Annotated in this window: 19 protein-coding genes; 13 read left to right on the forward strand and 6 right to left on the reverse strand. The window is 32.7% G+C overall.

Features of this window, described 5'->3' with window-relative positions; all coding sequences use genetic code 11:
- The first annotated feature begins 30 nt into the window (after positions 1 to 30).
- The 3 genes from PF021_RS06240 to PF021_RS06250 all read left to right on the forward strand — a co-directional run bounded on the left by PF021_RS06240 (position 31) and on the right by PF021_RS06250 (position 4,437).
- Complete coding sequence (locus PF021_RS06240) at positions 31 to 729, forward strand: EI24 domain-containing protein (protein WP_271021613.1); 699 nt, start codon at positions 31 to 33, stop codon at positions 727 to 729.
- 3 nt (positions 730 to 732) lie between these two features.
- Positions 733 to 2,151 (forward strand): replicative DNA helicase, encoded by a 1,419-nt coding sequence (locus PF021_RS06245; RefSeq protein WP_271021615.1) that lies wholly within the window; start codon positions 733 to 735, stop codon positions 2,149 to 2,151.
- A gap of 102 nt (positions 2,152 to 2,253) precedes the next feature.
- The gene (locus tag PF021_RS06250) at positions 2,254 to 4,437 is read left to right on the forward strand and encodes an NADP-dependent isocitrate dehydrogenase (RefSeq protein WP_271021616.1); all 2,184 of its coding nucleotides are present in this window, start codon (positions 2,254 to 2,256) and stop codon (positions 4,435 to 4,437) included.
- A gap of 47 nt (positions 4,438 to 4,484) precedes the next feature.
- On the opposite strand, the gene PF021_RS06255 is transcribed toward PF021_RS06250, so the two are convergent.
- Genes PF021_RS06255 through PF021_RS06265 form a run of 3 tightly spaced genes read right to left on the reverse strand, consistent with a single transcriptional unit; the run spans position 4,485 to position 8,553 of the window.
- Positions 4,485 to 5,051 (reverse strand): anthranilate synthase component II, encoded by a 567-nt coding sequence (locus PF021_RS06255; RefSeq protein WP_271021617.1) that lies wholly within the window; start codon positions 5,049 to 5,051, stop codon positions 4,485 to 4,487.
- Positions 5,048 to 6,823: a bifunctional anthranilate synthase component I family protein/class IV aminotransferase gene (locus tag PF021_RS06260; protein ID WP_271021619.1), complete on the reverse strand. Its 1,776-nt coding sequence runs from the start codon at positions 6,821 to 6,823 to the stop codon at positions 5,048 to 5,050. The genes PF021_RS06255 and PF021_RS06260 overlap by 4 nt, the downstream gene beginning before the upstream one ends.
- A complete protein-coding gene (locus PF021_RS06265; protein ID WP_271021620.1) occupies positions 6,793 to 8,553 on the reverse strand; it encodes an aminopeptidase P family protein in 1,761 nt (586 codons plus the stop codon). Before PF021_RS06265 ends, PF021_RS06260 begins: the two co-directional genes overlap by 31 nt.
- A 96-nt stretch (positions 8,554 to 8,649) precedes the next feature.
- Between PF021_RS06265 and PF021_RS06270 the strand changes: the two genes are divergently transcribed.
- The 4 genes from PF021_RS06270 to lpxD are packed head-to-tail and all read left to right on the forward strand — an operon-like array spanning position 8,650 to position 13,097.
- Positions 8,650 to 9,936, forward strand: a complete 1,287-nt coding sequence (locus PF021_RS06270) for an aminotransferase class V-fold PLP-dependent enzyme (RefSeq protein WP_271021621.1) — start codon at positions 8,650 to 8,652, stop codon at positions 9,934 to 9,936.
- Between the two features lie 14 nt (positions 9,937 to 9,950).
- Positions 9,951 to 11,642 (forward strand): acetolactate synthase large subunit, encoded by a 1,692-nt coding sequence (locus tag PF021_RS06275; RefSeq protein ID WP_271021622.1) that lies wholly within the window; start codon positions 9,951 to 9,953, stop codon positions 11,640 to 11,642.
- A gap of 2 nt (positions 11,643 to 11,644) precedes the next feature.
- A complete protein-coding gene (gene ilvN, locus PF021_RS06280; RefSeq protein ID WP_271021623.1) occupies positions 11,645 to 12,112 on the forward strand; it encodes an acetolactate synthase small subunit in 468 nt (155 codons plus the stop codon).
- 10 nt (positions 12,113 to 12,122) lie between these two features.
- Positions 12,123 to 13,097, forward strand: a complete 975-nt coding sequence (gene lpxD / locus PF021_RS06285) for a UDP-3-O-(3-hydroxymyristoyl)glucosamine N-acyltransferase (RefSeq protein ID WP_271021624.1) — start codon at positions 12,123 to 12,125, stop codon at positions 13,095 to 13,097.
- Here the strand turns inward: lpxD and PF021_RS06290 are convergent.
- Both PF021_RS06290 and gltX read right to left on the reverse strand, forming a co-directional pair.
- Positions 13,090 to 14,262 (reverse strand): MFS transporter, encoded by a 1,173-nt coding sequence (locus PF021_RS06290; protein WP_271021625.1) that lies wholly within the window; start codon positions 14,260 to 14,262, stop codon positions 13,090 to 13,092. The two genes, lpxD and PF021_RS06290, sit on opposite strands and share 8 nt — an antisense overlap.
- Positions 14,256 to 15,647, reverse strand: coding sequence for a glutamate--tRNA ligase (gene gltX / locus PF021_RS06295; RefSeq protein WP_271021626.1), 1,392 nt, complete (start codon positions 15,645 to 15,647; stop codon positions 14,256 to 14,258). The genes PF021_RS06290 and gltX overlap by 7 nt, the downstream gene beginning before the upstream one ends.
- Before the next feature lie 75 nt (positions 15,648 to 15,722).
- On the opposite strand from gltX, the gene bcp reads away from it, so the two are divergent.
- Positions 15,723 to 16,193 (forward strand): thioredoxin-dependent thiol peroxidase, encoded by a 471-nt coding sequence (gene bcp / locus PF021_RS06300; protein WP_271021627.1) that lies wholly within the window; start codon positions 15,723 to 15,725, stop codon positions 16,191 to 16,193.
- A 12-nt stretch (positions 16,194 to 16,205) separates the two neighbouring features.
- Here bcp and PF021_RS06305 read toward each other — a convergent pair whose 3' ends face one another.
- Positions 16,206 to 16,445, reverse strand: a complete 240-nt coding sequence (locus PF021_RS06305) for a DUF2443 domain-containing protein (RefSeq protein WP_271021628.1) — start codon at positions 16,443 to 16,445, stop codon at positions 16,206 to 16,208.
- Positions 16,446 to 16,521: 76 nt separating this feature from the next.
- On the opposite strand from PF021_RS06305, the gene PF021_RS06310 reads away from it, so the two are divergent.
- The 5 genes from PF021_RS06310 to rsmA all read left to right on the forward strand — a co-directional run bounded on the left by PF021_RS06310 (position 16,522) and on the right by rsmA (position 20,728).
- Complete coding sequence (locus PF021_RS06310; RefSeq protein WP_271021629.1) at positions 16,522 to 16,917, forward strand: CoA-binding protein; 396 nt, start codon at positions 16,522 to 16,524, stop codon at positions 16,915 to 16,917.
- The gene (gene ilvA / locus PF021_RS06315; protein ID WP_271021630.1) at positions 16,914 to 18,119 is read left to right on the forward strand and encodes a threonine ammonia-lyase; all 1,206 of its coding nucleotides are present in this window, start codon (positions 16,914 to 16,916) and stop codon (positions 18,117 to 18,119) included. The genes PF021_RS06310 and ilvA overlap by 4 nt, the downstream gene beginning before the upstream one ends.
- Complete coding sequence (locus tag PF021_RS06320; protein WP_271021631.1) at positions 18,097 to 19,269, forward strand: hypothetical protein; 1,173 nt, start codon at positions 18,097 to 18,099, stop codon at positions 19,267 to 19,269. Before ilvA ends, PF021_RS06320 begins: the two co-directional genes overlap by 23 nt.
- Positions 19,259 to 19,930, forward strand: a complete 672-nt coding sequence (locus PF021_RS06325; protein ID WP_271021632.1) for a pilus assembly FimT family protein — start codon at positions 19,259 to 19,261, stop codon at positions 19,928 to 19,930. Before PF021_RS06320 ends, PF021_RS06325 begins: the two co-directional genes overlap by 11 nt.
- A gap of 66 nt (positions 19,931 to 19,996) precedes the next feature.
- Positions 19,997 to 20,728 carry a 16S rRNA (adenine(1518)-N(6)/adenine(1519)-N(6))-dimethyltransferase RsmA gene (rsmA, locus tag PF021_RS06330; RefSeq protein WP_320415072.1) on the forward strand — a complete coding sequence of 244 codons (732 nt, stop codon included), beginning with the start codon at positions 19,997 to 19,999 and terminating at the stop codon, positions 20,726 to 20,728.

Here is a 20,728-nt window from a genome sequence, read left to right on the forward strand (position 1 = left end):
AAAAATTTGAATTAAAACTTAGGAATTTTTGTGAAAGATTTGATAATAAAGTCCATAAAAGATTTTCTCTCACCTTATATGCTAAAACTAACTTTTTTGCCGATTGTGTGCTTGTTTGTTTTTTGGGCAGTTATTTTTTATTATTTTTCTTATGATTTATTTGTGTATTTGTTTTCTTTTGTTGATGTTAGCTTTACTAGCTCTTGGCTAACTTGGCTTGAATATGTGCTTGATTGGCTTTCTAAAGTTACGATTTTTTTGCTTTTATTTGTGTTGTTTTTTGTATTTATTTTGTTTAGCAATTTGATTGTTTGTTCTTTTTTAGCACCATTGGTTGTGAAACATACTAAAGATAAGCACTATGGAAGCATAGAGCTACTTGAAGATTCCAATCTTGTTAGTATTTTTAGTCTTTTAAAGATATATGTTTTGTATTTGTTTGTGCTTTTAGTTTGTATCCCTATATATTTTATCCCAGTGCTTGGGGCTTGTGTGTTATTGTTTATTAATTATTGGTTTTTTACAAAATGTGTTGTTTTTGATGTTGGAAGCATAATTGTTGGAGTTTCAAATTTAAAACAAATTGAATCTAATAACAAAAGAGACATAAGAATCTTAGGCGGATTACTATATGGTGCTAGTTTGATACCTTTTTTGAATTTTGTTGTGCCGTTTTTCTCGCTTATTGTGTTTTCTCATTTGATTTTTACCAAAAAGTCACAAGGATAGATTATGTCAGAAGTTCATAGGATTCAAGAAGAACGCATTGTGTTGCGTTCTATGATATATAATGAAGAACACATAGAAGTAGCAGAGAGGATAATTAGTGCAGATGATTTTATTTATAAGCCAAATGGTGGAATCTTTTTGGCTATTTTGGAGTTAAAAAATTTAGAGCTACCAATAGAGCATAATGCGATTTTGCAAAAAGCAAAGACATATAAATTTTCTGAATCTGATTTGCTTGAGGTATTAAGCATAACTGGTGTTGCAAATATAGAAACCTATTCTCATAATATAAAAGAATACTCTCTAAAAAGAAAGCTGATGAAATTAGCGACACAGATAAATGAAGATTATATGTTTGATAAAAGTTCTAGCGAAATTATTGGCATGCTTGAGAGTGAAATTTATAATATTACCACCACAAAAGAAAGTAGCGAATTTAAAGTAGCACAAGAAGTAGTTACAAAAACAATGCTCTACATAGAGGATATGAAAAAGAAGGGAAATTTAACGCTAATAGGTATAGATACTGGATTTAGAGACTTAAACAAGCAGACTACTGGATTTGGCGAGGGGGATTTAATAATAGTAGCCGCAAGACCTGCCATGGGAAAAACTACACTTGTATTAAATATGGCACAAAGAGCATTGGATACTGGCAAGGGAGTTGCATTTTTCTCGCTTGAGATGCCATCAGAGCAATTAATGCTAAGAATGTTAGCAGCAAAGACAAAAATATCATTGCAGAATCTTAGAATTGGAGACTTGCAAGATGGTGAGTTATCAATGCTATCAAAAGCTGCAGATGAAATGTCAAAAGCTCCATTATTTATAGATGATAATAGTTCTTTAACCATAAATGATTTAAAAAGCAAACTAAAGAGATTGAAAACTAAGCACCCAGAAGTTTCCATTGCTATTGTGGATTATCTCCAGTTAATGATAAGTTCTGATAACAAAGATAGGCATCAGCAAGTAAGCGATATAAGTAGGGGCTTAAAAACTCTAGCAAGAGAGCTTAAAATGCCTATAATAGCACTCTCACAGCTAAATAGAAGTTTGGAGAGTAGAAGCGATAGGAGACCTATGCTATCGGATTTGAGAGAATCTGGAGCAATAGAGCAAGATGCAGATATTATTTTGTTTGTTTATAGAGAGGCAGTATATAAAGCAAAAGACGCAAAAGAAAGAGAAGAAGCACTAAAGAAAGCAGGAGAGTTTGAAAAGGCAAAAGCAGTGCAACAAGAGCAAATACAAGATAACGAAGAAGCAGAAATAATAATAGGCAAACAAAGAAATGGACCAACTGGGACAATTAAGCTTCAGTTTCATAAGAGATTTTCTAAGTTTGAAGATATTGCACTTGATGTAAGAGAGCCACACATCAATATAAATACAGAATTAATAGATATGCCAAGTATATAATTAGTAACAACCACAACTAAAAAGTTAAAAAATAATTGTAAAACTGCATAAAGATTCTAGATTCTTGCTATACTCTTTAAAACACTCACAAAAGGATAGCGTATGAAAATCACTTACACTCTAACTGATGAATCTCCAGCATTGGCGACATATTCATTTCTGCCAATAATAAGAGCATTTTTGAAAAAAGCAGATATAGAAGTCGAAAGCTCTGATATATCACTTAGTGCTAGAGTTATGGCTTCTTTTTTGGACTTTAAAGATGAGTTAGCATATTTGGGTGAGCTAGTGCAAAAGCCAGAGGCAAATTTGATAAAAACACCAAATATTTCTGCGTCAATCCCTCAACTAAAAGCCACCATTAAAGAACTGCAAGAAAAGGGATTTAAGATTCCAAGCTACCCTGATAATCCTAGCAATAAAGAAGAAGAAGAGATTAAAGCAAAATATCAAAAAGTATTAGGTAGTGCGGTTAATCCAGTTCTTAGGGCGGGGAATTCTGATAGAAGATGCACAAAGGCAGTCAAAGAGTATGCTAAGAAAAATCCATATAGAGTAGTTGAGTTTAATAAAGATTCTAAAAGTAGAATCTCTTACATGGCTAGTGGAGATTTTTTTGACAATGAAAAAGCAGTGTTGATAAAGGATAACTGCGAGGCTAGAATCGAGTTTGTAGGTAGCACAGGGATTCAAATTCTAAAAGACAAGTGGAAGTTAGAAAAAGATGAGGTGTTAGATTCCACATTTATGAGTGTTGAGAAGCTTTTTAAATTTTATGAAGAGCAAATTCAAGTGTGCAAAGATGAAAATATCCTTCTATCCCTACACTTAAAAGCTACGATGATGAAGGTTAGCGATCCAATTATTTTCGGCTATGCAATAAAAGCTTATTTTAAAGATTTGTTTTTGGAGTTTAAAGATGAATTAGAATCTCTTGGAGTAAGTGTAAATAATGGCGTTGCAGAACTTTTAAGCAAGATAGAATCTTCTAGCCTAAAGGATAAGATATTAAATAAATACAACGAGATTTTGAAAAATAGCGCCCCATTGTCTATGGTTAATTCTGATAAAGGCATTAGCAATTTGCATGTCCCTAGTGATGTAATAGTCGATGCATCAATGCCAGCAATGCTAAAAAATGGTGCTAGATTATGGGATAAGAATGGTAAAGAGCAAGATACAAATGCACTAATACCAGATAAAACATATGCTACGATATATGAAGCGGTAATTGAGGATTTAAGAAAAAATGGCACTCTTAACCCAAGCAAATTAGGAAGCGTCTCAAATGTCGGCCTAATGGCAAAAAAGGCTCAAGAATATGGCTCACATGATAAGACATTTGTAGCACCAGAAGATGGAGAGTTTAGAATAATAGCTAATGGGGAAGTGTTAATATCTCATAGTGTGAAAAAGGGAGATATTTATAGAGCTAATGAAGCTAAAAATGATGCTGTGTTAAATTGGATTGACTTAGGATTAGAGAGGGCAGAACTTAGCGGGGCTAAGGCTATATTTTGGCTAGATGAGAAGCGTCCAAGCAATAAAATAATGATAGATATTGTAAAAGATAGACTAGCTAGTAAAGGTATTAGTCTAAGTGATAAGCTAAAGATTCTAGCACCAAAAGAGGCTTGTTTGGAATCTCTAGGCGAGATTCGTGCTGGGAGGGATTGTATCTCAATTACTGGAAATGTTCTAAGGGATTATTTGACTGATTTGTTTCCTATTTTGGAGCTTGGCACAAGTGCAAAAATGCTATCGATCGTGCCTATGCTAAATGGTGGTGCGATGTTTGAGACTGGTGCTGGTGGTAGTGCGCCAAAGCAGGTAGAACAACTAATCTCTGAAAATCACTTAAGATGGGATAGTTTAGGAGAGTTTCTAGCTTTGCAGGCAAGCTTAGAATTCCTCTCGCAAAAAACGCATAATAAAAAAGCCAAAATACTTGCTACAAGCCTTGATTATGCAATAGGTAAGTATTTAGATAATAACAAAGCACCATCAAGAAAGACAAAAGAAGATGATAATAGAACTAGCCATTTTTATGTGGCTATGTATTTTGCAAAATCGCTATCAGAACAAAATGAAGATAAAAATCTAGCGGAGTTTTTTAGTGAGATTTCAAAAGAATTAGAAAGCAATGAAGAAAAAATATATAAAGAGTATATAGACGCCCAAGGTGTAGCCGTCAATTTAGGCGGGTATTATAAGCTTGATGATGATAAGTGTAATGCAATAATGCGACCTAGCAAGACATTTAATGAGATTTTAGAGAAATTTTAATATGCAATGGAGAGAGCTTCTCCTTGCAGTAGCATAGGAATTAAATGTTATATTTTATAGCAGAAGTTTTTTAGAATCTTTTTTCCATTTTGGCTTAGCACAGATTCTGGGTGGAATTGAATCCCATACACTTTATATTTTTTATGTTTTAGTGCCATGATTATTGAATCTTCACTTTGTGCTAGTATTTTGCACTCCTTACTTATTTTGCTCACATGCAATGAGTGATATAAGCATACATTGAAGTTGTTTTTTAGTCCTTTAAATATCTTGCTATCTTTAAAGTGTATTTGTCTTACTTTGCCATGTATGGGGGTTGATAGTTGTTCTACCTTGCTACCAAAAACTTCGGCAATACATTGATGTCCTAGACAGATTCCAAGAATCTTTTTTGTTTTTGCAAAGTATTTGATAGCGTCCATGCTTAGCTTTGATTCTTTTGGAGAGTTTGGTCCGGGAGATATTATTAGATGTGTGAAATTGTATTTTTCTAGCTTTTTTACATTTTTATATTTATCATTTTTTATTACTTTGTATTTTACATTTAGCTCTTTTAGATAGTAGGCAATCGTATATGTAAATGAATCGTAATTATCAATTATTAAAACTTTCATAAAACCACCCTTTTTAAGCCTCTTAGCGAGTTTATCGCATATATTTCATCTGCATTTTGTAGCATTGTTTTGTCTATATTTTGCTCTTTTATTAGATCATATTGCAAGAGTTTTTGTCTATAAATTCCATTTAGTGCATTGTTTGTTTTTGGGGTTATTAATTTGTTATCTAGCTTTATTATTATGTTGCTTCTTGCACCCTCACTTAAAAGACCACAATCATCAAAAAATATAACATCATAGCATGTGTTATCTTGCCATAGTTGTGTAGCTTGTTTGTAGTGCTCTCTTAGTGAAGTTTTGTGATTTAGCAAGAAGTTTGGCTTTATGGTTGTCTTTGAGATTAGTAGTTTATTGTTCTTAGATTCTTGCAATGGCGTTGCTAATAGCTCATATTCTCCATTTTTGTATAGCTTTAATTTTAAGCATTTTGTTCCGCTATCTGAATTTAGAGGTGAGAAAAAATATTTTTTACTAAATGCTTTTTGGTCAAAGTCGTGTATGTCTTTAAATGATTCTGCTATTTTTAGCGTGAAGTTTAGTGTGGTGCTAAAGGCTTTTAGAATCTTTTCTGTATTGAAGTTAAAAAATTTTGCAGAGTTTAATAGTCTTTCTAAATGCTCTTTAAAAAACAAAACTTCGCCATTTTTATAAAACATGCTCTCAAATAAATAAAAATCATTTTGCAATATTTTGCTTTTTAGTTCCAATTCTTTTAATTCATCATCTAGTTTTGAATCCCATACTAGTCCGCTCCCAGTGCCATAAATATAGTCTGTAGAGTTGTTTTTATAAATTGTCCTTATTGCTACACTAAAGTCCATAACATCACCATGTATAAATCCAACAGAACCACAATATATCCCTCTTTCTCGCTTTTCTAAAGATTCTAAGAGTTTTATTGTTTCTATTTTTGGTGCTCCTGTGATTGAGCCACATGGGAAGAGCGCTTTTAATATTTTGTAGAGATTTATATTATTCTTTAATTCCCCGCTTATTGTTGATATCATCTGGTGTAGCGTTGGATAGCTTTTAATCTGAAAGAGTTTTGCTTTTAGCGAGTTTGCTTTTATTATTTTTGAAATATCATTTCTTAATAAATCCACAATCATTACATTTTCGCTCATGCTTTTGGTATCTGTTTTTAGGAAATTTTTTAAGTCTTTATCTTCTTTTTTTGTGCTTCCTTTTTTGATTGTGCCTTTCATTGGTTTTGTGGTTATTTTGTTGTTTTTAATTTTGAAGAATCTCTCTGGAGAGAATGAAATTATTTCTTCAAAATCAGTGCTTATATATGCTTTATATGGTGTATCTTGCCTTGTGTGTAGAGAGTTAAATATCTCATATCCATTTAGGTTTGAGATAAAGTGTATCTCATCGCTTAAATTTGCTTCATAGCATTGTCCTTTTGCAATGCTATTTTTTATGCTATTAAAATTATCTTTGTAGTTACCTTTTAATATGTGTTTGGTAAAAATTGGGCAAAATTCAAAGGTGCATTCTTCTTTTTTGTATTTTTCTCTATCTTTAAAGGCGTAAAAAACCAAGCAAGGCTCACTGCTTGTATAATCTTTACTATCTAAATATTTATAAAATTCATACTTTATGTATCCTATGAAGTAATATTTTTTCTTATATTTTTCTATTATTTTTAGTGCTTTTTTGGATTGTTGTTGATTGTATGCTTGTAGCAAGAATTTAGGATTTTTGTATAAGAACTTACCAAAAATAGCAAATTTATCTATATTGCTTTGCATCTTGTCTTTAGCCATTTTAGTGCGTTTTTGCTTAGGTGTTTTGAGAGTTTTTTATATACTAGTTTGTGATAGTCATTTAGCCATTTTTTCTCTTCATCACTTAGCATACTCTTTACTATACAGCTAGGTTCAAAAGGACATAGGCTAAGCACTTCAAAGCATAGAAAATTTTTATCTTTGCTGTATTTGTTTAGCACCAAGTTTTCTAGTCTTATTCCATATTTTCCTTCTTTGTAGATTCCGGGCTCTATTGATGTTAACATGCCTTCTTTTGCTTGTGCATGTTGGTTGTATGAATAATACGATATGCTCTGTGGTCCTTCATGCACATTTAAGAAGTATCCAACGCCATGTCCAGTGCCATGCATATAGTCTAAATGCTCTTTCCAAAGTGGCATTCTAGCTATTGAATCTAGCATTGATAGTGAAATGTCTTTTGGGAATACTGCCATGCTTAATGCTATGTTTGCTTTTAACACAAGCGTATAGTCGATTTTTTGTTTTTTTGTTATTTTTCCTATTGGTATTACTCGCGTTATATCTGTTGTGCCATTTTGATATTGCCCACCTGAATCTATTAGTAAAAGCCCATTTCTGCTTATTGTGCTATTGTGCTGTTTTGTGGCTTTATAGTGTGGTAATGCTCCATTTTCATTAAACCCAGCTATTGTAGAGAAGCTATCTGTTATGTATAGCTCATTTTGACTTCTGAAGTATTGTAGTTTCTCATCTATTGTTAGTTCTGTTATTTTTTCTTTTTTAAGAGATGTAATAAGCCAAGCAAAAAACTCACAAAGTGCAATTCCATCGCTTATCATAGCGTCTTTTATGTGCTTTATTTCTAGTTTTGTCTTTCGTGCTTTTAAAAGTGAGCTTGGATTTTTAGATTCTATGATTTTGCATTTTGTTAGATGATTTATTGTTTTTGATGTTGTCTTGCTTGGGTCTAGTAGCATATTGCCATTTAAGTTATCTAAAGTATAGAAAATCTCATCGTATGGTTTTATCTTTACATTGTCTTTTTCTAGTTTTGATTTTATTTTTGGCATTAATTTTTCGTTGTTTATAAATAGTGTTATTTCTGTTTGGCTTAGCAATAGGTATGATAAAAATAGAGGATTGTATGATATGTCGCTCCCTCTTAGATTCATTATCCATGCTATATCATCTAGTGATGATATTAGATGATGCGTTGCATTTAGCTTTTGCATTTCTTTTCTTATTAGTGTTAATTTTTTGCTTGTTTTATAGCAGTATTTACTATTGTGTTCATAGATTATATTTTGCGGTAGTGGCGGTCTATTCTCCCATATTTTGCTAATTAAATTCATGTCTGTTTTTAGAGTTATATTTTTTGTAAGTAGTTTTAGCCTTAGGGCACTCTCAAGCGAAGATGGCAAGACTTCCCCATTAGTAGCAATTATTGAATCTGGCTTTAGATTTTCTAAAATCCAGTTTAGATATGAATCTTTATTGTTTATTATTTTTTGTAGTTTTATGTCGCTTCCTTGTAGCTCATTTTCTGCTTGTAAAAAATATCTGCCATCGGTAAATAAAAATGCATTTTCTTGCATTACTATAAGAACTCCAGCACTACCGCTAAACCCACTAAGATATTCTCTCTCCTGCCAGTGTTGTGGTATATACTCGCTTAAATGCGGGTCTGAAGTTAGCACTAAATATGCATCTATGTTAGTTTGTTTTAGTAGGCTTTGTAATTTTTGTATTCTTTGCTTTGGATTCATAATATATCCTAATTAATTAATCGCGTGAATATATGATATTAATGCTTAAATTTATACGCTTTTTGTATAATGCACTCTAAAACTTTAGGATTTATTTTGCATAATAGATTTTTTGAAGATGTTTTACAAAACATAGATACTTTAAGAGAGAATATAATCTTAGATTCTAGCTTTCATTACTTTGATTGGACAGGCAGTGGGCTTGGGCTAAGAGATATAGAAAATAAGATTCAAAGAATACTCCCATATTATTCTAATACGCACTCTAGCGAGGATTCAATAATTACAAATATATACAATAAAGCTAGAGAAAATTTAAAAGAAAGATTTAGGCTAGATTCAAGCTTTGCTTTAATTTCATGCGGGTTTGGTGCAACTTCAGCTATAAAGAAATTTCAAGAATTACTAGGGATTTATGCGCCACCTAAGTTAATAAAAAGATTAGCAATAGATAAAAATAGCATTAAAAATAAGCCATTAGTTATAGTTGGACCTTATGAGCATCATAGTAATGAAGTTAGCTTTAGAGAAGGGATCTGCGATGTTGTAAGGATTAAGCTTACAGATTCTGGGCTTGTTGATTTATCGCACTTAGAATCTGCGTTACAAGAAAATAGAGGTAGGGAAATTATTGCGTCATTCTCGCTTGGCTCAAATGTAAGCGGTATTGTTGTGCCATTTTTTGATATTTCTAGGTTGGTTCGAAGTTATGGTGGGATAGTTTGCTTTGATATGGCTAGCACTTCTGCTTATTTTAATATACCTTGTGAGATTTATGATGTCGCATTTATCTCATCACATAAGCTATTAGGTGGTATTGGAGGAAGTGGGATTTTGATTATCAAAAAGGAGCTTGTTGATAAGAGTATATCGCCTAGCTTTTGTGGAGGTGGGGTTGTTGGCTATGTATCTAGAAGCACACAGAATTATTTCTCGCAAGAAGAGATTCGAGAAGAAGCTGGGACTCCCGGTATTTTAGAGCTTATTCGTGCATCTTTAGCATATTCGTTAAGAGATGAAATAGGATTAGAATATATAGCAGAGAAAAAGAATCAAGCACATTTAGAATTTTTGGATTTTTTTGATGATAAAAGAGTGATAAGTTACGGAAATTTAGAGCATAATGCATTATCTATATTTTCGTTTAATATAAAAAATAAAAATCCATACGAGATAGCAAGTATTTTATACAAAGATAATGGAATCTTGCTTCGTGCTGGTTGTGCATGTGCTGGACCTTATGGGCATGATTTATTGGGGTTTAGAGATAATGATACATTTAGTAGTAAGCCCGGATTTTTGCGTGTTAGCTTACACTATACGCATGAAATTAGGGATATACAATATCTTAAAGATTGTTTGTATAAAATTATAAAAAAATAATCAAGGTTGTTTTTATGGAGTTAAATGGCTCACTAATGCTAATGCACGCATTAAAAAATGAAGGTGTAAAGGTAGTATTTGGTTATCCCGGTGGTGCTGCTTTAAATATTTATGATGAAATTTATAAACAAGATTTTTTTAGGCATGTTTTAGTGCGACACGAACAAGCAGCAGTTCATGCAGCAGATGGATATGCAAGGGCAAGCGGGGAAGTTGGGGTTGCAATTGTTACAAGCGGTCCGGGATTTACAAATGCTGTTACTGGTATTGCTACTGCTTATATGGATTCAATCCCTCTTGTAATAATTAGCGGACAAGTCCCTACAACACTAATTGGCACAGACGCATTCCAAGAAATAGATGCAGTAGGAATCTCGCGTCCATGCACAAAACATAATTATCTAGTAAAAGATATACAAAGTCTTCCTAGAATCTTAAAAGAGGCATTCTTTATTGCTAGAAGTGGGCGACCGGGACCTGTGCATATAGATTTACCAAAAGATATTAGTGCAACTATTGGTGAGTTTGATTATCCACAAACCATTAGCCTAGAGACTTATAAGCCGACATATAAAGGAAATGCAAGACAGATTCAAAAAGCAGCTACTGCTATAAAGGAATCTAAAAGACCGCTTTTATACATAGGTGGTGGAAGTATCTCATCAAATGCTAGAGATTCTATACTAAAGTTATGTGAGATTACAAAGATTCCGGCTATTGAGACATTAATGGCAAGAGGCGTGTTAGGAAGTGATTGTGAGAATCTTCTAGGAATGGTTGGAATGCATGGTAGCTATGTTGCTAATATGGCTATGAGTGAGGCTGATTTGTTAATCGCACTTGGTGCTAGATTTGACGATAGGGTTACTGGTAAATTAAGCGAGTTTGCTAAAGGGGCAGATATTATTCACATTGATATAGACCCAAGCTCTATCTCAAAGATTGTTCAAGTTGATTATCCTATTGTTGGCGATGTTTCTAGTGTTGTTTGTGAGATTGTAGAGTTGCTAAAAGATAATTATAATTGTGAGATTCATAAAACATGGAGAGATAGCCTAAAGAAATACAATGCACTTCACCCTTTAAGCTTTAAAGATTCCAATGAAGTATTAAAACCACAATGGGTAATACAAAAAGTTGGAGAAATTGTAAGCAAAAATGCCTTTATCTCCACAGATGTGGGGCAACACCAAATGTGGTGCGCTCAATTTTATCCATTCTCATCTCCTAGAGAGTTTATAACTAGTGGAGGTTTAGGGACTATGGGGTTTGGTCTGCCAGCTGCTATGGGGGCTAAGTGTGCAAATCCTAGTAAAATTTCTATAAACATAAGTGGCGATGGTTCTATACTTATGAATATTCAAGAGCTTTTAACTTGTGTGGTAGAAAATATCCCTGTTATAAATATCGTGCTTAATAATAATTACTTAGGAATGGTGCGTCAGTGGCAGAGCTTCTTTTATGATGAGAGGTTTTCTAATACTAATTTAGAAATACAACCTGATTTTGTAAAACTTGTGGAATCTTTTGGCGGTGTGGGTTATGTATGTGAGGATAAAGATTCTTTTGAGAAAGCATTAAAAGATGCAATATCACAAAACAAAGTTGCATTGCTAGATGTAAGGATAGATAGAATGGAGAATGTGCTTCCTATGGTGCCTACGGGTGGAGCTTTGTTTAATATGATACTTGAATCTAAGGAGTAGTTATGGATTGCCAAAAAACAATAACTATAATAGTGCTAAATGAACATGGGGTTCTATCGCGCATTAGTGGGCTATTTGCTGGGCGTGGGTATAATATAGAGGCATTAAATGTAGCCCCAATGCTTGATAGCAAATTCTCTAAAATTACTATAACTACTAAGGGCGACAATAAAGTATTAGAACAAATATTAAAGCAACTAAACAAATTAATACCAGTGCTTAAGGTCTATGAGAGTGATTTTTGTGGGCTAGAGGCGATACTTATAAAGTTTGATATAAAAGAATCTCTAAATGAATTAAGTGCGATATTTAGTGGATATGGTGGTAGGCTTTTGGAAGTAAATGAGAAATTTGCCGTGTTTATGGCGTATGATACGAGTTCTAGGATTAATAATTTATTACAAGCTATAAAATCATTTTCTCCTAGAGATATAACAAGAAGTGGAATTTTATCAATAGAGGCTAATTAGGGAGATACTTATGAAATTAAAGGAAGTTTTGGAATTTTTAGCAGATAAGATAGATGGAGTTGAGGTTGGAGATGGATTTTGTGATGATTTTGAGATTTTAGGGATTGAATCTCCAAAACTAGCACAGAGTGGCTATATTACATTCCTAGAAAAAGATAAATATATAATCGATATACAAAACACAAATGCAAGCATGATAATAGCAAGGGAGATTCATAAAGAAATCTTGCCAAAGAATAGGATAGTTGTAATAAGTAAGAACCCATATTTAATAATGGCGTATTTGACAAAGATATTTGCAAAGCCACTATTTTCTAGCACTATAAGCCCTAGTATTAGCACAAGTGCAGTAATTAAGAATAATGTAACAATAGGCAATGGAAGCAAAATAGGGGATAATACTCTAATTATGTCTGGTGTTGTAATAGGAGAAAATGTAGAGATAGGCGATAACTGCATTATCTATCCAAATGTATGTATATACAATGATACAAAAATATGCTCTAGTGTAGCAATTCATGCAAATAGTGTAATTGGTGGAGATGGGTTTGGCTATGCACATACTGCTAGTGGGGAGCATATAAAGATATATCATAATGGTGTAGTAATAATAGAAGATGATGTAGAGATAGGTTCTAATGTATCAGTAGATAGGGCAGTTTTTGGTGAGACTAGAATCAAAAAAGGTGTAAAGATAGATAATCTAGTTCAAATAGCACATAATTGTGTGCTTGGAGAATATAGTATTATTGTATCTCAAGTTGGACTATCAGGTTCTACTAGCACGGGAAGAAATGTAGTGCTTGGCGGTCAGGCTGGTAGTGTGGGGCATTTGCATATCGGAGAGTTTTCTCAAATTGGTGCAAAGAGTGGTATTACAAAAGATGTCAAGCCATTTAGCAAAATGGCTGGATACCCTCTATTGCCTTTGCAAGATTGGTTAAAGACACACGCAATTACAAGAAAGCTATTAAAGTCTAAATAGGCTTTGCCCTATATGAAAGACTGGCTACAATTAGTAAAAATAAAGCATATAATGCTAGTAGCAATATCCCATAATCATATCTAAAAGTTATATCATGAATCTTGCCTATTAGATATGGTCCAATAGCACCTATTATATATCCTATACCTTGCGCCATAGCCGATAGCTTTGAGGCGGTTGATACTTGGATTGCTTTTTGTGAGATAAACAATAATACAATCCCAAATACTCCACCAAATGGAATGGCTATTATCGATGTAGATATGAATATCTCTAAAGGTTCTTTTGCATAATAAAGAGATATGAATCCTAGAAAATATAATATACATAAACAAGCTATATATAATGCTTCTTTTTTGCCTTTGAATCTAGTTAAAAGTATGGGGCATATAAAAGAGGCTGGAAGTGAGATTAGTTGCATAAATAAAGTAATGTTTGAAGCATATTGCAAACTATATCCTTTCTCTACTATAAATGTAGGAAACCACGCAAGCAAGCAATATGCAATAGAGCATTGGAATCCCATAAAAATAGTAACACTCCATGCAGTCTTTGAGAAAAATAAATTTTGTGACTTTTGTATTCTTTTACGCTTTTTGAATAATCTTTTATTCTTTGTGTATGGCAAGAAAGCAATCAATGCTATAAAGGCTAGTATAGTCCATGTAGCAAGAGCATGTGGGATTGGTAACATTAATACTAGTGGAAGGGCAACTAAGATTCCTAAAAAACCAGATGAGTTTATAATGAGACTATATAGACTCATTATTTTTGATAGATTTTTTTTGAATTTTGATTTTACAAAAATGGGCAAAACCACATTTCCTATTGCAATTCCAAAGCCTATTATTATAGTGCCTAGAAATAATGCACTATTGTTTGGCAAGAAATGTGAGCCATAGCTTCTTAGAATCTCGCCTATTAACATTGATATTAATGCTAAAAACAATGCAAGACTTGTTTGTAAATACATAGCAAAGAAAGAAAATATACCAAAAGCCATAAGCGGTAGCGATGTTAAAAGTCCAACTTCAGATGAGCTTATTTGATAGTATTTTTGAACTATCTCTGCAATTGGTCCTATTGAAGTTATCGGTGCTCTTAAGTTTATTGCAACTAATATTAGTATTGTTAAGTTTAGTGCAAAATATTGTCCTCTTAGCATAGGCTATTAATTGCGTTTTGTAATCTTAGTTGTATTTGATCTTTTTCTAATATGCTTAATAACACTGCAACGCCAACACCACCGCTCTTGCCAAGTAAAGCATATCTTAATGGCATAAATAGACTTTTTGCTTTAATGCCTTGAAAATCTGCAAAAGCATTTATTTCGTTTTCTGAATCTTGTATGGTTTTTGGCTTTGTCATTGTGTTTGTGTATGTTAGAAATTCTTTTAGTATATGAATATTTTCATCATTTTTAATTTTTTCTTTCATTTTAGAATCAAAGTTTATCTCATCATTTAGACATTCATTTATTATGTTAGCAAACTCTACTAGAGTATTTGACCTCTCTTTTGCTTCAGAGTAAAGTATGTCTTGTATTTCTTTGCTTGGAATTGTTGCTCCATAATTTGGCAAGAGTTCATTTATCTCATTATTGCTTAGTTTGTTTATGTATTGACTATTTAGCCATAAAAGCTTTTCTTGGTTGTATGCTGATGGAGCAGTGTTTATGTCTTTTGGATTAAATAGTCTTAGCATTTCATCAATGCTAAATATTTCTTGGTCTCCATGACTCCAGCCAAGCCTTATTAGGAAGTTTAAGAGTGCGTGTGGAAGGTATCCCATATCTTTATAATCCATAACATTAGTAGCGCCATCTCTTTTGCTTAGTTTGTGCCCTTGTGGGTTTAGTATCATAGGCACATGGTAGAATTTAGGCACTTTAAATCCTAGTGCTTCATATACTATGATTTGTTTTGGAGTGTTGCTTAGGTGGTCATCGCCTCTTATTATGTCTGTTACCCCCATTAGTGCATCATCTATGGCTGCACAAAAGTTATAAGTTGGGCTTCCATCGCTTCTTGCAATGATGAAGTCATCTAGTTCTTTTGCATTTATATTCATATCTCCTTTTATTCCATCATAAAATGATATTTCTCCCTCTAGTGGTGCTTTTATCCTTACTACGGGCTTTATATCTTTAGGTGGAGTACCTTTGTAATCTCTGTATCTATTATCGTATTTTGGAGTTTCGCCTCTTTGCCTTTGAGATTCTCGTAATTGGTCTAATTCTTCTTTGCTCATATAGCAATAATATGCTTTGCCACTTTCTAGTAACTTTTGAACATATTGTGAATATAGATCATATCTTTGACTTTGATATACAACCTCGCCATCATAGTCCATTCCAACCCACTTAAATGCTTCTATAATTGCATCTGTTGCTTCTTTTGAGTTTCTTGCTTGGTCTGTATCTTCGATTCTTAATAGGAATTTGCCATTATTTGCTCTAGCATATAGATAGCTAAAAAGTGCTGTTCTTAAGCCTCCTATGTGTAAAAATCCAGTAGGTGAAGGCGGGAATCTAGTTACTATTGTGCTCATTGTTATCTCCAAAAATTATAAATTTGTAATATTACCCTAAAATATGTAAAAATTATCTCTCAAAAAGGAGTAAAAATGGAATTAAAAATAGGTGATATAGCACCAAATTTTAGGCTTCAAAATCAAGATGGAATAGAAGTGTCATTAAAAGATTATGTTGGAAGTTTTGTTGTGCTTTATTTTTATCCTAAAGATAAAACTAAAGGTTGCACACAAGAGGCGTGTGATTTTAGGGATAATATGAAGATAATCTCTTCTCTTGGGGCAACTATAATTGGAGTTAGCCCAGATAGTATAAAAAGTCATAAAAGCTTTATAGAAAAAGATTCATTAAACTTCACACTTTTGAGCGATTCAAATAAAGAAGTCTTAGAATCATATAATGCTTGGGGATTAAAAAAGCTATATGGCAAAGAGTATTATGGAGTGCTAAGAAGCACATATATTATAAGCCCTAGCGGCAAGATAGAGTATATTTGGAAAAATGTAAAGGTAAATGGTCATGCACAAGAAGTAATGGATAAATTAAAAGAGCTATCTAAATAGAGAAACCTAAACTTACCAAGTTAGGACTTCTTTTTTTATTTTGTTTAAAGTATCAATAGCTTCTTTTAATCTTCTTACTTCATTGTCTATTTGTTGAAAATTCCATTCCCCTAAGCCTTCTGGCATATCTTGTGAGCCTCTTTTTATCATTATAAAATCAACGAATGAAATTTTTGCCATATTTAGCAGTAGTTTTATTTCAGCTTGTGCTTCTTCTATTTCTCTTAATATTGAATCAATTCTTTCAAACATTTGCCTACCTTTGTTGTAATTTGGTGATTTTATCATTTTTTGCGTTAAAATTAAGCAAATACATGAAAGAGAAAAAATGATAAAAGAGATTCTGCAAGCAAGTAAAAATATAGCAATTTTAGGGCTTAGCAATGATATAAATAAACCAAGCTACATGGTTGGGGAGTATTTGTTAAATAATGGCTATAACATAATACCAATACACCCAAAATATGATGAGATATTAGGGATTAAAACATATAAAAGCCTACAAGAAATTGATGTAAGGATTGATATTTTAAATGTTTTTAGAAAAAGTGAGGCTATTTTTGGAATTGCACAAGAGGTATTAGCTTTAAAAAATAAGCCAAAGTGCATGTGGGTGCAACTAGGCATAGAATCTAAAGAATCAAAAGAGTTATTAGAAAATAGTGATATATTTTATGTTGAAAATTTATGTATAAAACTAGAACACAAAAGGCTTTTTAGATGATTGCTCTATCAAAGATAATGGACGCTTCAAGGAGGCTAAATGGAGTGGTGCAAAACACAAAGTTAGCTTTTGCACCAAGACTTAGTGCTAAAAGAGAGGCAAATGTATATGTAAAACAAGAAAATCTCCAAAATACAGGCTCTTTTAAGCTTAGGGGAGCATTTAACAAAATAGCAACTCTAAGTGATGATGAAAAAAATCGAGGAGTAATTGCAGCAAGTGCTGGGAATCATGCGCAAGGTGTTGCATATAGTGCAAAGCATTTTGGTATTAAAGCAGTAATTGTGATGCCAGAATCTACCCCACTTTTAAAGGTAATGGGCGTAAAAGAGCTTGGTGCAGAAGCGATACTTAAGGGGAATAATTATGATGAATCTTATGCGTATGCACTAGAATATGCCAAAGAAAATAATTTATGTTTTATCCACCCATTTGCCGATGATGAGGTAATAGCCGGTCAAGGAACGATAGCCTTAGAGATGATAGAAGCGGAAAATAACCTAAATACAATAGTAGTGCCAATAGGTGGTGGTGGACTTATAAGCGGTATTGGTGCTGTGTATAAGCAAATGATTCCTAATACAAAAATAGTAGGCGTCGTAGCTCAAGGTGCTGCTGCTATGTATCATTCGTTTTTAAAAAAAGAAATAGAACGCATAGATTCAGTGCGGACGATAGCTGATGGAATCGCTGTTAAGAATGTTAATGAAAAGAATTTTGGATACATTTTAGAATGTGTTGATGAAATTGTAATGGTAGATGATTATGAAATAGCAGAGGCGATATTATTTTTGCTAGAAAAACAAAAGCTAGTAGTCGAGGGTGCCGGGGCTAGTGTCGTAGCTGCACTTTTGCACAATAAGTTTCAAATATCTAAAAACGAAAATATAGGACTTGTGCTAAGTGGTGGAAACATAGATGTAACAATGCTTGGTGTGATTATAGAAAAGGGCTTAGTTAGAGCTCATAGAAAGATGAGGTTTAGTGTAACTTTAATTGATAAGCCCGGAAGTTTGCAAGAACTTAGCAATTTGCTATCAAGTTTGGGGGCGAATATTGTAAAGATTGACTTTGATAGAATCTCTACTTCTTATGGCGATGCAAGCGTCAGCATTATGCTAGATACAAAAGGCAAAGAACACCAAGAATTAATAAGAAATAAACTAAGAATAAATGGCTATGAGTTTAGTGAGAGTTTCTAGTTATCTTTTTTTGGCTATTTTATTGCATGTTGCTTTGCTTTGCTGGTTTTGGTCAAATTTAAGCATAAGCTACCATGAAACTTTAGCATTTTTTAATGGCACTACACCAAGTGCGTATTTATCGCGTTTTGGCGTGTATTTGTTTGGTCAAAATGACTTTGGTCTTAGAATCTTTTTTTTAATATTACACATATTTAATATAGTGCTTATGTTTTTATATGCTAGAAGCAATTTGAAAAACGATAAAGATTCGCTATTTTGCACTATTTTGTTTATGCTTTTGCCCGGCATTAATGCTGGGGCATTGCTTGTGTTAGAAGTAAATATTACGATTTTTTTTACTCTTTTGTTGTGTTTTTTGTATCAAAGATATAACAAGATTCCATATTGGCTACTTGTATTTTTAATGTTCTTAGATGAGAGTTTTTCTATTATTTTTTTGGCTTTGATTTTTTATGGTATTAGCAATAAAAATACTATATTGATTTTTGTCTCACTTATTGGCTTTGGGGTTAATTCTTATATTTTTGGGATTGATATTGGTGGGTATCCTAGAGGATATTTTGCTGATACTATGGGGCATTTGATGCTTATTTTTTCTCCACTTATTTTTGTGTATTTTTTATATAGCCTTTATAGATTCGCAAATAAAAAAGAAAAACCACTTGGATTTTATATCGCTATTGTCGCACTTTTGTTTATATTATTTGTATCATTAAGACAAAAGATAGATACGCAAAATTATGCTCCATTGCTTTTGTGTTTCTTGCCTTTTATGGTGTTACTATTTTTATCTGGGCTTAGAGTTAGGTTGCCACAATTTAGAGCTAGATATAAGATTCCATTTGTTGTGTCTTTTATTGTGCTTATAATTTTTACTTCTAGTATTTTTGTATCTAAGCTATTGTTTTTGGTAATGCCTTATAGTGATAATTTCGCACTTAGACACTATATAGCAAAGGAATTAAGCGAGAGTTTGAAGATTCGAGGAATCTATAGTGTAAAGACAGATGTGCCTTTGCAAGAAAGACTTAGATTCTATGGGATAGATAGAGGAGATAGAGAGCTTAGCTATATAAAAAAGGAGAACTTTAGACCAGTGCCAATTATATACCACAATAAAGAAATAGTTAGATTCTATGTGGAATAGGGCATTTAGCTTATTTGAGATTCTGCTTTTTATTGTTATTGTTGGAATCTTAGCATCTATTGGTTATGTTTTATATCCTCATTCAAAACTGCACCTAGCAAAAAATCAGATAGTAAAACATATACAATACACAAAATATTTGGCATTGCAAAATAGCAAGGAAATTACACAATATAAGTTTTGCAAAAGTGATTTTTGTAGTGAAGAAATGAAAAAATATAAACAAAGTTTTTATAGGATTCAATTTAATAAATTAAAAGATATTGGCTGGAGTTATTCTATCTTTAGTGATAGTGCCAGAGATTCTAAGACAAAGAATTTTGATGATAGACCTATGGATTCTTTTGAAATAGCTAGAAGTCCGATAGATTCAAAATATTTAAGTGTTTATAATTATAATAATTCAAAGTTTGCTAATGCTCTAAGAGATGGAAGTTTGGCTATTTCTAGTAGATATGGGATTGTTGATATAAAAATAAGCGGTGGCTGTGGGGAGAGCAATAGAATCTTGTTTGATGATTTTGGGTTTTTAGTGTGCAAGATTGTTAATGTTGGTATTTCTCGTCCAAAAGAAAATGTAATTTTAGAGATTTTTGATAAATTTAGTAGCGAAAAGATATGTATCACAAAAAGTGGAAATATTTGTGATATAATTGAATAATTTTAGAATCTAAGGGTTATCATAGGTGCAAATGTAGTAGCTAAGAAGCGTTTTGGGCAAAACTTCTTGCAAGATGAAATTATTTTAACACAGATTATCCAATCCATTCCCAAAGATGTGAGACAATATAAAATATTAGAAATTGGGGCTGGCTTAGGTGATTTAACAAATAAGCTATTAAGCTTAGGAAGTATCACTGCGTATGAGGTCGATATGGAGCTTGTGCCGCATTTGCAGAGGCGTTTTAGTGATGCTCTAAAATCAAAGCAATTGCAGCTAAAGCTAGGAGATATACTTGAGTATTGGAAAGGGGAGACTTTAGAAAACGAGAAATATTTTTTGGTTTCGAATCTTCCTTATTATATTGCTACTTTACTTATTGTAAAGGTGTTAAAAGATCCTTTTTGTAAGGGCTGTGTTGTTATGACACAAAAGGAAGTTGCAGAGAAATTTTGTGCTGATGTATTTGGCTCTAGTTTTGGAGCATTGAGTATTTTGACGCAAAGTGTAGGAGTGGCCAGTTATTTATTCTCTGTTCCAAAAGAGGCATTTAGCCCTCCACCTAAAGTAACTTCAGCAGTATTTTTAATACAAAAGACAAAAAATTATGAATCTTTAGACAAGCTAGAAGCAATGCTAAAAATTGCTTTTACTAGCCCAAGAAAGACATTGTTAAACAACCTTAGCAAAACTTATAAAAATGCTAAGGATATTTTGCAGAAACTAAATATACCGATAAATTCAAGACCTCATGAAGTGGATACAGATACTTATCACCGACTTTTGAAATTTTTATAA

This window comes from Helicobacter ibis (assembly GCF_027859255.1).
GTDB classification, from domain to species: Bacteria; Campylobacterota; Campylobacteria; order Campylobacterales; family Helicobacteraceae; genus Helicobacter_D; species Helicobacter_D ibis.

Bases quoted from the DNA above. Each gene is read 5' to 3' on its own strand.
- PF021_RS06245 (WP_271021615.1), top strand. From the start codon at position 733: ATGTCAGAAGTTCATAGGATTCAAGAAGAACGCATTGTGTTGCGTTCT.
- PF021_RS06250 (WP_271021616.1), top strand. From the start codon at position 2,254: ATGAAAATCACTTACACTCTAACTGATGAATCTCCAGCATTGGCGACA.
- PF021_RS06255 (WP_271021617.1), bottom strand. From the start codon at position 5,051: ATGAAAGTTTTAATAATTGATAATTACGATTCATTTACATATACGATT.
- PF021_RS06260 (WP_271021619.1), bottom strand. From the start codon at position 6,823: ATGGCTAAAGACAAGATGCAAAGCAATATAGATAAATTTGCTATTTTT.
- PF021_RS06265 (WP_271021620.1), bottom strand. From the start codon at position 8,553: ATGAATCCAAAGCAAAGAATACAAAAATTACAAAGCCTACTAAAACAA.
- PF021_RS06275 (WP_271021622.1), top strand. From the start codon at position 9,951: ATGGAGTTAAATGGCTCACTAATGCTAATGCACGCATTAAAAAATGAA.
- ilvN (WP_271021623.1), top strand. From the start codon at position 11,645: ATGGATTGCCAAAAAACAATAACTATAATAGTGCTAAATGAACATGGG.
- lpxD (WP_271021624.1), top strand. From the start codon at position 12,123: ATGAAATTAAAGGAAGTTTTGGAATTTTTAGCAGATAAGATAGATGGA.
- PF021_RS06290 (WP_271021625.1), bottom strand. From the start codon at position 14,262: ATGCTAAGAGGACAATATTTTGCACTAAACTTAACAATACTAATATTA.
- gltX (WP_271021626.1), bottom strand. From the start codon at position 15,647: ATGAGCACAATAGTAACTAGATTCCCGCCTTCACCTACTGGATTTTTA.
- bcp (WP_271021627.1), top strand. From the start codon at position 15,723: ATGGAATTAAAAATAGGTGATATAGCACCAAATTTTAGGCTTCAAAAT.
- PF021_RS06305 (WP_271021628.1), bottom strand. From the start codon at position 16,445: ATGTTTGAAAGAATTGATTCAATATTAAGAGAAATAGAAGAAGCACAA.
- PF021_RS06310 (WP_271021629.1), top strand. From the start codon at position 16,522: ATGATAAAAGAGATTCTGCAAGCAAGTAAAAATATAGCAATTTTAGGG.
- ilvA (WP_271021630.1), top strand. From the start codon at position 16,914: ATGATTGCTCTATCAAAGATAATGGACGCTTCAAGGAGGCTAAATGGA.
- PF021_RS06320 (WP_271021631.1), top strand. From the start codon at position 18,097: ATGAGTTTAGTGAGAGTTTCTAGTTATCTTTTTTTGGCTATTTTATTG.
- PF021_RS06325 (WP_271021632.1), top strand. From the start codon at position 19,259: ATGTGGAATAGGGCATTTAGCTTATTTGAGATTCTGCTTTTTATTGTT.